The organism is Craurococcus roseus (genome assembly GCF_039523795.1).
GTDB classification, from domain to species: Bacteria; Pseudomonadota; Alphaproteobacteria; order Acetobacterales; family Acetobacteraceae; genus Craurococcus; species Craurococcus roseus.
Map to the genome: position 1 here is coordinate 94,175 of NZ_BAAAFZ010000019.1, position 12,834 is coordinate 107,008.

The following is a 12,834-nucleotide window of genomic DNA, read 5'->3' on the forward strand; positions in this document are numbered from 1 at the left end:
CCGCCCCCGCCGCCGCCCGGTGACGAACCGCTGGACCTCACGCGGGAGATGCTGGTGGGCGGGCCGTCGGCGCCCGCCGGGCCCCAGCCGCCGCCCGCCCAGCCCAAGCCCCCGCCGCACGCGCCCGTCGCCCAGACCGCGCAACCCTCCCCCCCGGAAGAGGAGCGGCCGTCCCCGGGCGCCGACGCGCTGCTGGCGCCCGCCGTGGCCGCCGCGGCGTCCGCGTCCTTGGGCCACCTGCTGCGCACGGTCGCGGCCGAGCGCGGCAGCGCCGTGCTGCGCAGCAGCGGGCCCACCATCGAGGACGTGGTCCGCGAGGAGCTGCGGCCGTTGTTGAAGGAGTGGCTGGACCAGCACCTGCCGGCCGTGGTGGAGCGCTTGGTGCGGGCGGAGATCGAGCGCGTGGTGGGCCGCGCCCTGTCCTGAGCGGCCGGCGCCCCGCGCCCCCTTGACCCGGCGGGCCCCGGCGGGGGACGGATAGCCCCATGCTGGACAAGACGTTCGACCCCGCCTCCTTCGAGCGGCGGATCTACGAGGGCTGGGAGCGCTCCGGCGCCTTCTCGGCCGGGGCCGCGCCCGGCGAGCCCTTCACCATCATGATCCCGCCGCCGAACGTCACCGGCAGCCTCCACATCGGGCACGCCCTGGACAACACGCTCCAAGACGTCCTGATCCGCTGGCGCCGCATGCAAGGGCGGGACGCGCTCTGGCAACCGGGCACGGACCACGCCGGCATCGCCACCCAGATGGTGGTGGAGCGCCTCCTCGCCGCCGAGGGGCGGGACCGCCGCGCCATGGGCCGCGAAGCCTTCCTGGAGCGCGTCTGGGCGTGGAAGGCGGAATCGGGCGGCACCATCACCCGCCAGCTCCGCCGCCTCGGCGCCTCACTCGACTGGAAGCGCGAGCGCTTCACCATGGACGAGGGCCTGTCGACGGCGGTGCGCGAGACCTTCGTGTCCCTGTACCGGGACGGGCTGATCTACCGCGACAAGCGCCTGGTGAACTGGGACCCCAAGCTGCAAACCGCCATCTCCGACTTGGAGGTGGAGAGCCGCGAGGTGCGCGGCCACCTGTGGCACCTCCGCTACCCGGTGGAGGGGGAGCCGGGCCGCTTCCTCGCCGTCGCCACCACCCGCCCCGAAACGATGCTCGGCGACACGGCGGTCGCGGTGCATCCCGAGGACGCCCGCTTCGCCGACCTCGTCGGCAAGCGCGTGGTGCTGCCGCTGGTCGGCCGCTCCATCCCCGTGGTGGCGGACGAGTACTCCGACCCGGAAAAGGGCAGCGGCGCGGTCAAGATCACCCCCGCCCACGACTTCAACGACTTCGAGGTGGGCAAGCGCCACGGCCTGCCCATGCCCTCCGTGCTCGACGCCGAGGCGCGGGTCGGCCTCGCCGAGATCGAAGGCGAGCTGCGCGCCCTGGACGGCGTCGCCGACCCGGCCTTCGTGCGCGGCCTCGCCGGCCGGAGCCGCGAGGAGGCGCGCAAGGCCATCGTCGCGCGACTGGAAGAGCTCGGCCTGGTCGAGAAGACGGAGCCGCACACCCACCAGGTGCCCCACGGCGACCGCGGCGGCGTGCCGCTGGAGCCGCGCCTGACGGTGCAGTGGTACGCGGACGCCGCGACCCTGGCGAAGCCGGCGATCGAAGCGGTGGAGAAGGGCGACACGGCCTTCGTGCCGAAGCAGTGGGAGAACACCTTCTTCGCCTGGATGCGCGACATCCAGCCCTGGTGCATCTCCCGCCAACTGTGGTGGGGCCACCGCATCCCGGCTTGGTACGGCCCGGACGGCGAGGTGTTCGTCGCCCACGACGAGGCGGAGGCGGGCAGGGCGGCCGAGGCCCACTACGGCCGCGCCGGGGTGGCGCTCGCCCGGGACGAGGACGTGCTGGACACCTGGTTCTCCAGCGCCCTGTGGCCGTTCTCCACGCTCGGCTGGCCGGAGCGCACGCCGGTGCTCGCGCGCCACTACCCGGGCGACGTGCTCGTCACCGGCTTCGACATCATCTTCTTCTGGGTGGCCCGGATGATGATGATGGGTCTGCGCCTGATGGGCGAGGTGCCCTTCCGCACCGTCTGCATCCACGGCCTGGTGCGCGACGAGCGCGGCCAGAAGATGTCGAAGTCGAAGGGCAACGTCATGGACCCGCTCGACCTGATCGAGCGGTTCGGCGCCGACGCGCTGCGCTTCGCCGTCTGCGCCCTGACCGGGCCGGGGCGCGACATCAAGCTCGGCCCGAAGCGCGTGGAGGACCAGCGCAACTTCGTCACCAAGCTTTGGAACGCCGCCCGCTTCTGCGAGATGAACGGCATCGCGCCGCGCCGGGATTTCGACCCCGCCGCCGCCCGCCTGCCGCTCTCCCGCTGGATACTGGACGCCTCGAACCGCGCGGCGGCGGAGGCGACCGCGGCGCTGGAGGCGTTCCGCTTCGACGAGTACGCCTCCGCATGCCTCCGCTTCACCCGCGGCGACTTTTGCGACTGGTTCCTGGAGCTCGCCAAGCCGGTGCTCGCCGGCCCGGACGGCGCCGACAAGGAGGAGGTGAGGGGGGCGGCGCAGCACGTGCTCGGCGTGGTGCTGCGCTTGCTGCACCCGGCGGTGCCCTTCGTCACGGAGGAGCTTTGGGACCGCTTCGGCTACGGGCCGGAGTTCAGCCTGATCCGCGCGCCCTGGCCGGAGGCGGTGCAAGTAGAGGACGCGCCCAAGGCGCGCGATGAAGTTAGCTGGATCGTTGAGCTGATTTCCGAGATTAGGGCGGCAAGATCCGAACTTAACGTTCCGGCTTCTGCCGAACTTCCGTTGCTGCTTCCAGACACCGCCAGCGAAGCTGCCAGACGCGTCTCGCCTTGGGAGACTGAAGTGTCCCGGTTGGGGCGCGTCGTGACCGGGGTGTATTTTCGAGCGAACGAACCGCCGCTTCGAGCTTGGATTCCAGTGGGCGTAAGGGGATCTAACCTCTTTCTGGACGTTGGTGGCCGGATCGATCTCTCTGTTGAAAGCGCTCGGCTCACCAAAGAGCGCGGCCGCGCGGCCATGGAAGCGAACAAGATCGCCGCCAAGCTCAGCAACCCCGACTTCGTGGCCCGCGCGCCAGAGGAGGTGGTGGAGGAAAACCGCGAGCGCCTGGACGCGGCGCGGGCGGAGGTGGCGCGGCTGGACGCGGCGCTGGCGCGGGTGGCGGGGTAGGGTGGGCGGAGGCCGCCTACCGCTCGAAAAGCTCTTCCACCGTGATGGCGATGCCGGGCGGTTCCATCTCGATCCGCCCCGATGCGACCATCCGCGTCTCGATCCCGCCGTCCTCGCGGCGGGCGTGGTGGACGACCATCCGCCTCTCCGTGAGCACGACGAGGTAGTGCCTGATCGACGGCACGCGGAAGTAGCCGGTGAGCTTGTAGCCGGTGTCCACCGACCGCGTGCCGGGCGACGTCACCTCGACCACAACCACCGGATTCGGCGCCGCCACCGCGTTCCCGTCCGGCCGCTCGCCGCAGTTCACGATGGCGTCCGGTTCGAAGTCGGTGTTGTCGTCCACTTCGACCGTGATGCCGTCGGGCAAGGCTTGGCAGCCGACGCCCGCTGCCCTGATAGCTTGGCGCAGGGCGAGCCAGGCCGCGGCCTTGATCTCGGCGTGGGCGATCCGCTCGGGCGCCATGGCGAAGACCTCGCCATCGAGCAGTTCTGAGCGGCCTCGCGACTGGGCCTCCGCCCAGCGACGGTACTCCTCGCGGGTGAGCTTGCCGGGGGGCGGCGTCGGGAGCGGTTCGGCCATGGCCGGTACAGTATGGCTGTGCCGCGGACGTTCCGCCACTGACCCGCCCGGGCCCGTCCTCCCTTGCCCCGCCGCCCGCCGCGGGGGACAAACCGGGAAAGCCGATCCGACCGAGGGACGCCGCCGCCATGACCGATTGGGACAAGTCCAAGCTCCCGAGCCGCCACGTGACCGAGGGCCCGGAGCGCGCGCCGCACCGCTCCTACTACTACGCCATGGGGCTGACGGAGGAGGAGATCGCCCGGCCCTTCGTCGGCGTCGCCACCTGCTGGAACGAGGCGGCGCCCTGCAACATCGCGCTTTCCCGCCAGGCGCAGAGCGTCAAGCAAGGGGTGAAGGCCAGCGGCGGCACGCCGCGCGAGTTCACCACCATCACCGTCACCGACGGCATCGCCATGGGCCACCAGGGCATGAAGTCCTCGCTCGCCTCGCGCGACGCCATCGCCGACACGGTGGAGCTCACGGTGCGCGGCCACTGCTACGACGCGCTGGTGGGCCTCGCCGGCTGCGACAAGTCGCTGCCCGGCATGATGATGGCGATGCTCCGCCTCAACGTCCCCAGCGTCTTCATGTACGGCGGCTCCATCCTGCCGGGCAAGTTCAAGGGCCGCGACGTGACGGTGGTGGACGTGTTCGAAGCGGTCGGCCAGCACGCCGCCGGCAACATGTCCGACGAGGACCTGCACGCGCTCGAATGCGTGGCCTGCCCGAGCGCCGGCGCCTGCGGCGGCCAGTTCACCGCCAACACCATGGCGACCGTGTCCGAAGCGATCGGCCTCGCGCTGCCCGGCTCCGCCGGCGCCCCAGCCCCCTACGAGGACCGCGACCGCTGGGCGGTCGAATCAGGCCGCGCCGTGATGGACCTGATCCGCCGCAACCTCCGCCCGCGCGACATCGTCACCCGCCGCGCGCTGGAGAACGCCGCCGTCGTGGTCGGCGCCACCGGCGGCTCCACCAACGCCGGCCTGCACCTGCCCGCCATGGCGCACGAGGCCGGCATCCGCTTCACCATGGACGACGTGGTGGCGATCATGCGCCGCACGCCCTACATCGCCGACCTCAAGCCGGGCGGGAAATACGTCGCCTACGACGTGTACAAGGTCGGCGGCATCCCGGTGATCATCAAGGCGCTGCTCGACGCCGGCCTGCTGCACGGCGACTGCATCACGGTGACGGGCAAGACGCTCGCCGAGAACCACGCCGAGGTCGTGTTCCCGACCGACCAGGACGTGGTCTTCCCCGTCTCCAAGGCCCTGAGCAAGACCGGCGGCGTGGTCGGCCTCAAGGGCAACCTCGCGCCCGAGGGCGGCATCGTGAAGATCGCCGGCATGAAGAAGCTCCGCTTCGAGGGCACCGCGCTGTGCTTCGACTGCGAGGAGGACGCCTTCCGCGCGGTGGAGGAGCGCGCCTACAAGGCCGGCGACATCATCGTCATCCGCTACGAGGGGCCGAAGGGCGGCCCCGGCATGCGCGAGATGCTCTCCACCACCGCCGCCATCTACGGCCAGGGCATGGGCGAGCAGGTCGCCTTGATCACCGATGGCCGCTTCTCCGGCGCGACCCGGGGCTTCTGCATCGGCCACGTCGGGCCGGAAGCGGCGGTGGGCGGCCCCATCGCCCTGCTCCGCAACGGCGACCGCGTCGTGATCGACGCCGAGCGCGGCACCATCGACATGGAGGTGGACGAGGCCGAGCTGTCCCGCCGCCGCGCCGAATGGAAGCCGCGGGCCACGGACTACAACAGCGGCGCACTGTGGAAGTACGCCCAGCTCGTCGGCCCCGCCCATCTGGGCGCGGTGACCCATCCGGGCGGCGCCGAGGAAACCCATTGCTACGCCGACCAGTGACCCGCCCTGACCATGGCGGCGGCCGCCCGCAAAAGGTTTGAGTTCGCACCGAATCCGTCTATAAACCTTCGGTTGGGTACGGATCGGGGGTCATGGCGCTTCGAACGGTCGTCGCTTCGCTAGCTTTGGCCGCCTCGACGGCGGCTTGCACCGTCCAGCCGGCCGTGCCCTTGGCCGCTCATGTGCCCGCGCCGGCGGTGGTCGTCGCGCCACCGCCGCCGCTCGTCGTCGGGCCGGTGCTCCACCGCCCGCACCCCGGCCGGGGTTGGGGGCACGGCCGCCGCCACCACCACCACTGATCGTTGCGTGCTCTCCGCATCCCGGTCGCACGGAAGCGGCCGCCAAACCCGTTCAGGCCAACGCGGGGCATCCCGCGCGATCCGTAAAACGGCCGCCAGCCTCCCAGGATGCCGTGCCCTGCGGCCCTACCGTGTGCGCGACATTTCGCGGTAGAGACTAAGCCCCACCGTGGCATAGAATCCTCCTAAGTAAAGAAGAGACAGCTTCAAAACCGGTCATCTACTCAAGCGCGAATGGAACGCGCCAGACGATTTCAGTGCCAAATACCAATCGCGTCGCAAGCGAAAAACCCGCAGCAAGCGCCACGTGGATTTTTCGCTATGCAAGCTGCTGGCGCAGCAAACGCCCGGGAAGAACTCGATGTAACCATCACTGGTCTCACTCGGCATCGCGGAGCGTCTATGGCCGTGTGACGCCGTGTGGCACGTTCACCGCGACCGGGGCGCCTTTCCTACGAGCGGCGTCGCCCGGGCCACGCCGCGTTGGGGAGCAGGTGAAATGCCCGAGCCCGCCTTCACCCAAAGCATCCTGGCGGGCGCGCCAACCGGGAACTGGACGTCCCTCCAGTTCGGCCCGGACGGCCGCCTTTACGCGTCCCAGGTGGACGGCAGCCTCTACGCCTTCACGGTCGAGGCCGCCCCGGACGGCGGATACCGGGTGGCGTCCACCGAAGCGATAAACGTCGTCCGCGCCATCACCAACTTCAACGACGACGGCGCACTGGCGGCGCCTGAGGTGCAGGACGCCGGGCGCCTCGTCACCGGCATCCTCGTGGTCGCGGGCGGAGGCGTTGCGACCGCCACCGCCTCCATGGTCTCAACGGCCGCCGCGGCGTCCGGAGAGGCCGCGCCAGTGGTCGTCGAGCCGCGGGTCGCCGCCGCGGTCCCGCAAGGCAGCCCCGCCGGCACAGTCGCCGCCGACGTGGACGCCTCCGATCCGGCCGGCACGCCCATCACCTACGCCTTCACGCCCGGACTGGAAGGAGGGGGCGCCTGGGCCATCAACCCCGCCACGGGCGTCGTCACGGTGGCCGACCCTTCGCGCCTGGACGCCTCCGACCCGGCCCGGCAGGTTTACCGCCTGGGCGTGGACGCCACGGACGCGCAGGGCGACACCGCCAGCACCTCGGTCCTCGTGGCCGTCGCCGAAGCCGCTCCGCCCGGCGCGGAGCCAGCGCCCGCTCCCGTGCCGACCGCCGCTGCCGCCGCTGCGCCTGACACGCCCGTGGTGCTCTACGTCAGCTCCAGCGATCCCCGCTTCGGCAGCCAGCAGGACGTCGGCCTCGACACCAACTCGGGCGTGGTGTCCCGCCTCCAGCGCGACGCGGACGGCGGCTGGACCCGGGTGGACCTCGTCCGCGGCCTGCCGAGCTCCGAGTCGGACCACGCCGTCAACGGCATGCAGCTCATCGACGGCGGGCGGACCTTGCTGCTCGGCGTCGCCGGCCACACCAACCAGGGCGCGCCCTCCTACCAGTTCGCCTACCACTCCGAGACGTCCTACTCCGCCGCCATCGTCGCCATAGACCTCGACGCCGTCGACGCGCTGCCGACGCGGACCGACGGGTTCGGCAACGCCTATAAGTACGACCTGCCCACCCTGCCCGCGGGGCCGGACGATCCGTACCCGGACGACCCCTTCGGCGGCCGCGACGGCCTCGGCCAAGCCATCCTGGAGCCGGGCAGCCCGGTGCGGATCTACTCGCCGGGTTACCGCAACGCCTACGACTTGGTGGTGGCCGAGTCCGGCCGGCTCTACACGGTGGACAACGGCGCCAACGCCGGGTGGGGTTTCTTGCCGGAGAACGAGGGCGGCGGGAGCGTCACCGGGCGGCCCTCCGACGGCGGCTTCCGCACCGACGACAACCTCCACCTCGTCACCGAAGGCTTCTACGGCGGCCACCCGAACCCGATCCGCGCCAACCCGGACGGCGCCGGCATCTACATCGACGGGTCGCTGTCCCCCTTCGAACCGCTCCCCGAAGGCTGGCCGCCGGTGCGGACGGGCGCGAACCCGGTCGAAGGCGACTTCCGCAACCCCAACCGCGACGAGAACGGCAACAACGAGGACGGCTCGCTCTTCGGCTGGGACTCCTCGACCAACGGCCTCGCCGAGTACCGCGCCACGACCTTCGACGGCGAGATGCGCGGCGACCTGCTCACCGTCTCCTTCGACCGGCACCTGTACCGGATAGAGCTGGACGGCGCCGGCACCGGCGTCACGGCGGTCACGCGCCTGATCGCCGACGGCTACGGCGTGCTCGGCGGCGGCATCCCGCTCGACGTCACGGCGCAGGGCGACGGCGAGCCCTTCGCCGGCACGATCTGGACCGCGAGCTACGGCGGCGAGATCGTGGCCTTCACGCCCGGCGGCGACGGCGCTCCCCCGGCCGACGGCGACGCGGACGACGACGGCCTGGACGACGCCGTGGACGCCTTCGCGGTGGACGCCGCGAACGGCAAAAACACGGACCTCGCGGCGGGCGGGACGCTCACCTACGCCTTTTCACAGAGCCAAACGCCGCCCGGCCCCTCCGGCAGCCTCTTCAACCTCGGCTTCACCGGCCTGATGGCGAACGGCGCAACGCCCTTCACCGGACAGTACGACGCCGCCAACATCACGGCCGGCGGCGCCACCTCGGGCTTCCAGATAGACGCCGTGCCGGACGGCGACGCCTTCGCCGGCAACGACCAGCAACACGGCTTCCAGTTCGGCGTGGACGTGCTGCCCGGCGTCGGAGCCTTCACGGTCGAGGTCCGGCTGGACAACCCCTTCGGCGGGTCGCCCTCGACGGCGCCGGTGAACTGGAAGTCGCAAGGCTTCTTCATCGGCAACGGCGACCAGGACAACTACCTGAAGGTGGTCGCCGCGGCGAACGGCGGCGCGGGCGGCATCGAGGTCGCGTCCGAATCCGGCGGCGCCTTCTCATCCACCATGTACCCGGCCGCCATCACCGGCGGCGCGATCGGCAACGCCGACACCGTGACCCTGCGCCTCGCCGTGGACCTAGGCGCCGGCACGGCCGCGCCGAGCTGGACCTACACCGCCGGCGGCGCCTCCTTCGACGGCACCGGCGCGGCGGTGCCGCTTTCCGGCGACACGCTGGCCGCGCTGCGAGGCACCTACGAACGGGCCGGTGAGCCGAGCGCGCTCGCGGTCGGGCTCATCGCCACGTCCTCGGAAAGCGGCGAGCCGTTCAGGGCCTTCTGGGACTCGCTCAGCATCAACGCGTCCGGCGGCGCCTCCGAGCCGCCACCGTCCGGCGGCGGGTCCACCACGATCGGCACCGGCCCGGACGCGCTGGTGCTCCGGATCACCCAGGACGCCTACCAAGGGGATGCGCAGTACACGGTGGCCGTGGATGGCGCGCAGATCGGCGGCACGCTGACCGCGGGCGCCCTGCGCGGCTCCGGCGAGGCCGACACCGTGACCGTCCGCGGCGATTGGGGGCCGGGCGACCACACGGTCTCGGTCGCGTTCCTCAACGACGCCTGGGGCGGCACCGCGGACACCGACCGCAACCTCTACGTGGAGGGCATCTCCTACAACGGCGCCGCGCTGCCCGGCGCCACCGCCGTGTTTGAGCGCGAAGGGTCGCAAAGCTTCGCCTTCACCGACACCGGCGGGGGATCGGCGCCGCCGGCGACGACGGTGGGGACCGGGCCCGACGTCTTCGACCTGCGGGTTTCGCAGGACGCCTACGCGGGCGACGCGCAATACACCGTCGCCGTGGACGGGGCGCAGATCGGCGGCACGCTGGCGGCGCAGGCGCTGCGCGCCGAGGGCGCGTCCGACGCCGTGGCGGTGCGCGGCGACTGGGACGACAGCGCCGACCACAGGCTCACCGTCACCTTCCTGAACGACGCCTGGGGCGGCACGCCGGACACCGACCGCAACCTGTACGTGGAAAGCGCGTCGTACAACGGCACGGCGCTCGGCGGCACGCCCGTCGCGCTGTACTCGGAAGGCGGCGCGGACTTCTTCACCTAGACCCGCTTCCGCTTCATTGTGGTCGGGCGGAAGCGGGCCTGGCGTTTGCCGGACCGGTGATTCGCGCCCCGGGTGTTCCCACGCAGGGCGATCGCGGCCTGGTCCTCCGGACGGCTCGCCGCCGGCTCCGACTCGGCGCGCCGTGTCCGCGCCCGGCTGTGCTCGCCGGGCGAGCTTGGTAGGAATGCGCCATGCAGACCCTCGCCGCCGCCGCCGCCTGCGCGCTGGTCCTCGCCGCCTGCGCCAGCATCCACGTCGAACGCCCGGCGCCCGCCCGGCCCGCCACCGTGCGAACCGTGCCCGGGGCGACGATCATCACCCCGGGGACCGCGCCCTCCTACGTGATCCTCCGCTGACCGCCGCGGCCGCTCAGCGCGGGGCGCCGATGTCGCACCAGACGGGCGCGTGGTCGCTCGGCTGGTCCTCGGCCCGCGCCGCGGTGTCCACGCCGGCCCCGGCCAGCCGCTCCGCCAGCGCCGGACCGAGCAGGATGTGGTCGATCCGCAGGCCGCGGTTCGACTCGAAGGCCGGCCCGTAATCCCAGTAGGTGTAAGGCGCGTCCTCCGGGTGCAGCGCCCGCAACACGTCCGTCATGCCGAGGTGCAGGATGGCGCGGTAGCGCGACCGGCTCTCCGGCCGCACCAGCGCGTCCGTCGGCGGCATGCCGCCGGGCGGGAAATCGGCGTCCGTGGGGCAGACGTTGAAGTCGCCCAGCACCGCGCAGGGCTCGAAGCGGTCCAGCCGCTCCCGCGCCCAGTCGCGCAGCCGTTCCATCCACCGCAGCTTGTAGCCGAAGCCCTCCTCGCCGCCGGAGTTGCCGTTCGGCAGGTAGATGCCCGCGAGCCGCAACCCGCCGCCGTCGGCCGAGACCTCGACGAACCGCGCCTGCCCGTCCGCCTCGTCCCCCGGCAGCGCCTCGGACAGCACCTCGAAGGGTACGCGGCCGAGCACCGCCACCCCGTTCCGCCCGCCCTGCTGCCCGACCGCGTGGACGCGGTAGCCGGTGCCGGCGAACTCCAGCGCCGGGAACTCCTCCGCCCGGCACTTGGTCTCTTGGAGGAACACGAGGTCCGGCCCGTGCCGGTCGAGGAAGCGCCGGAGGTGCCCGACCCGCCGGCGGATCGAGTTGACGTTGAAGGTCGCTAAGCGCACGCGGCCGCGTCGTCAGCCGATGGAGAAGGACGCGCCGCAGCCGCAGCCCGACACCGCCTGCGGGTTGCGGATGGCGAAGTGCGCGCCGATCAACGCCTCGGCCCAGTCCAGCTCGGACCCGGCGAGCAGATCCAGCGACACCGGGTCCACGAACACCGGCGCGCCGGTGCCGTCTAGCGAGGCGAACACCTTGTCCTCCGCCGCCGGCGCGTCCTCCAGGTCGAAGCGGTACTGGAAGCCCGAGCAGCCGCCGGCGTCGACCGCCACCCGCAACCCCGCATTGGGCCGCCCTTCGCGCGCGGCGATGGCCGCGACCTGCGCCGCGGCCCGGGGCGTCACCCGGAAGCTCGGCGCGTTGGAACCGTCTGGCATGCAAACCTCCGGGGTGCGTCCCCCAATCCGACCCGGCCGCGGGACACCGCCCGCGCCGGATGCTCCGCCATCACATAGGAGGTCCGGCGCCGCGATGCCAACGATCCCGCGGCGTTGCGGCGCCCGGGCGCGGCTGGTAATCGCGAGCCATGCCCGCCGAGGCCCCCCGGGGCGCCGAATCCGCCGCCGCCCGCGATCCCGGTTACCGGGCCCCCTGGGCCGTCCGGCCCGAAGCCTCGCGCGGGCGGCTGCACCCGGAGCCCGCGGACGCCCGCTCCCCCTTCGGCCGCGACCGCGACCGCATCATCCACTCCCGCGCCTTCCGCCAGCTCCAATACAAGACCCAGGTTTTCGTGTTCCACGAGGGCGACAGCTTCCGCACGCGGCTGACCCACACCATCGAGGTGGCGCAGATCGCCCGCTCCCTCGCGCGCCGCCTTTCGCTGGATGAGGACCTGGCAGAAGCGCTGGCGCTCGCCCACGACCTCGGCCACCCGCCCTTCGGCCACGCCGGGGAAGAGGCGTTGGACTCGCAGATGCGCCCCTACGGCGGCTTCGACCACAACGCCCAGAGCCTCAAGGCCGTCACGTCGCTGGAGCAGCGCTACGCCGCCTTCGACGGGCTGAACCTGACCTGGGAAACCCTGGAGGGCATCGCCAAGCACAACGGCCCGCTGCGCCGCCCGGCGCCGGCCATCCTCGCCTACAACGCCCTGCACGACCTGGAGCTGACCACCCACGCCTCCGCCGAGGCGCAGGTCGCGGCCATCGCCGACGACATCGCCTACAACAACCACGACCTCGACGACGGCATCCGCGCCGGGCTGTTCACCCTGGAGGAAGCAGCGGCGCTGCCCCTGGTGGCCGAAGCCCACGCCGAGGTGCGAGCGGCCTACCCGGACCTGGAAAGCCGGCGGGCCGCGCCCGAGACGGTGCGGCGGGTCATCAACGCCATGATCGAGGACGTGGTGGCCGAAACCGGCCGGCGCACCCGCGCCCTCGCGCCGACCTCCGCCGACCACGTGCGCGCCGCGCGCGACCCCGTGGTCGCCTTCTCGCGGCCGATGACCGAGGCGAACCTGGCGGTGCGCGACTTCCTGTTCCACCGCATGTACCGCCACTGGCGGGTGAACCGCGCCGCGCAGAAGTCCAAGCGCGTGAGCCAGTTGCTGTTCCAGCTCCTGCACGGCGGCCCGCAGATGCTGCCCACGCGCTGGGCCGAGCGGGCAGGGGGGGCGGGCTCGCCCGAATGCGCCCAGGCGGTGTGCGACTACATCGCCGGCATGACCGACCGCTACGCCCTGGAAGAGCACCGGCGCCTGACCGACCCGAACGTGCCGGGCTGAAACCTGAGAATACGCTTGGGCCGCGGAGTCGTTGCACCTAGCCTCGCCGGCGCCGC

General features: G+C 72.2%; 10 protein-coding genes. 7 read left to right on the plus strand and 3 right to left on the minus strand.

Annotated elements, in window-relative coordinates; all coding sequences use genetic code 11:
* Positions 1-426 (plus strand): DUF2497 domain-containing protein (locus tag ABD067_RS08865; RefSeq protein ID WP_343894878.1); only part of this gene is annotated, 426 nt, incomplete at its 5' end.
* 59 nt (positions 427-485) lie between these two features.
* Entirely contained in the window at positions 486-3,188 is a 2,703-nt protein-coding gene (locus ABD067_RS08870) for a valine--tRNA ligase (protein ID WP_343894879.1), read from the plus strand.
* A 16-nt stretch (positions 3,189-3,204) separates the two neighbouring features.
* On the opposite strand, the gene ABD067_RS08875 is transcribed toward ABD067_RS08870, so the two are convergent.
* Entirely contained in the window at positions 3,205-3,771 is a 567-nt protein-coding gene (locus tag ABD067_RS08875; protein WP_343894880.1) for a Uma2 family endonuclease, read from the minus strand.
* A gap of 128 nt (positions 3,772-3,899) precedes the next feature.
* Here ABD067_RS08875 and ilvD point away from each other — a divergent pair, with 128 nt between their 5' ends.
* The 4 genes from ilvD (at position 3,900) to ABD067_RS08895 (ending at position 10,264) form a co-directional block, all read left to right on the plus strand.
* Complete coding sequence (gene ilvD / locus ABD067_RS08880; protein WP_343894881.1) at positions 3,900-5,618, plus strand: dihydroxy-acid dehydratase; 1,719 nt, start codon at positions 3,900-3,902, stop codon at positions 5,616-5,618.
* 92 nt (positions 5,619-5,710) lie between these two features.
* Positions 5,711-5,917, plus strand: coding sequence for a hypothetical protein (locus ABD067_RS08885; protein WP_343894882.1), 207 nt, complete (start codon positions 5,711-5,713; stop codon positions 5,915-5,917).
* Positions 5,918-6,416: 499 nt separating this feature from the next.
* Positions 6,417-9,908, plus strand: coding sequence for a carbohydrate-binding domain-containing protein (locus ABD067_RS08890; RefSeq protein ID WP_343894883.1), 3,492 nt, complete (start codon positions 6,417-6,419; stop codon positions 9,906-9,908).
* A gap of 191 nt (positions 9,909-10,099) precedes the next feature.
* A complete protein-coding gene (locus ABD067_RS08895) occupies positions 10,100-10,264 on the plus strand; it encodes a hypothetical protein (RefSeq protein ID WP_343894884.1) in 165 nt (54 codons plus the stop codon).
* Positions 10,265-10,277: 13 nt separating this feature from the next.
* On the opposite strand, the gene xth is transcribed toward ABD067_RS08895, so the two are convergent.
* Together xth and ABD067_RS08905 are read right to left on the minus strand one after the other, a co-directional pair.
* Positions 10,278-11,060: an exodeoxyribonuclease III gene (xth, locus tag ABD067_RS08900; protein WP_343894885.1), complete on the minus strand. Its 783-nt coding sequence runs from the start codon at positions 11,058-11,060 to the stop codon at positions 10,278-10,280.
* Between the two features lie 12 nt (positions 11,061-11,072).
* Positions 11,073-11,432, minus strand: a complete 360-nt coding sequence (locus ABD067_RS08905; RefSeq protein WP_343894886.1) for a HesB/IscA family protein — start codon at positions 11,430-11,432, stop codon at positions 11,073-11,075.
* Positions 11,433-11,581: 149 nt separating this feature from the next.
* Between ABD067_RS08905 and ABD067_RS08910 the strand changes: the two genes are divergently transcribed.
* Entirely contained in the window at positions 11,582-12,778 is a 1,197-nt protein-coding gene (locus ABD067_RS08910; RefSeq protein ID WP_343894888.1) for a deoxyguanosinetriphosphate triphosphohydrolase, read from the plus strand.
* The last annotated feature ends 56 nt before the right edge of the window (positions 12,779-12,834 follow it).

Coding starts and splice junctions, on each gene's coding strand:
- ABD067_RS08870 (WP_343894879.1), top strand. CDS start 486: ATGCTGGACAAGACGTTCGACCCCGCCTCCTTCGAGCGGCGGATCTAC.
- ABD067_RS08875 (WP_343894880.1), bottom strand. CDS start 3,771: ATGGCCGAACCGCTCCCGACGCCGCCCCCCGGCAAGCTCACCCGCGAG.
- ilvD (WP_343894881.1), top strand. CDS start 3,900: ATGACCGATTGGGACAAGTCCAAGCTCCCGAGCCGCCACGTGACCGAG.
- ABD067_RS08885 (WP_343894882.1), top strand. CDS start 5,711: ATGGCGCTTCGAACGGTCGTCGCTTCGCTAGCTTTGGCCGCCTCGACG.
- ABD067_RS08890 (WP_343894883.1), top strand. CDS start 6,417: ATGCCCGAGCCCGCCTTCACCCAAAGCATCCTGGCGGGCGCGCCAACC.
- ABD067_RS08895 (WP_343894884.1), top strand. CDS start 10,100: ATGCAGACCCTCGCCGCCGCCGCCGCCTGCGCGCTGGTCCTCGCCGCC.
- ABD067_RS08905 (WP_343894886.1), bottom strand. CDS start 11,432: ATGCCAGACGGTTCCAACGCGCCGAGCTTCCGGGTGACGCCCCGGGCC.
- ABD067_RS08910 (WP_343894888.1), top strand. CDS start 11,582: ATGCCCGCCGAGGCCCCCCGGGGCGCCGAATCCGCCGCCGCCCGCGAT.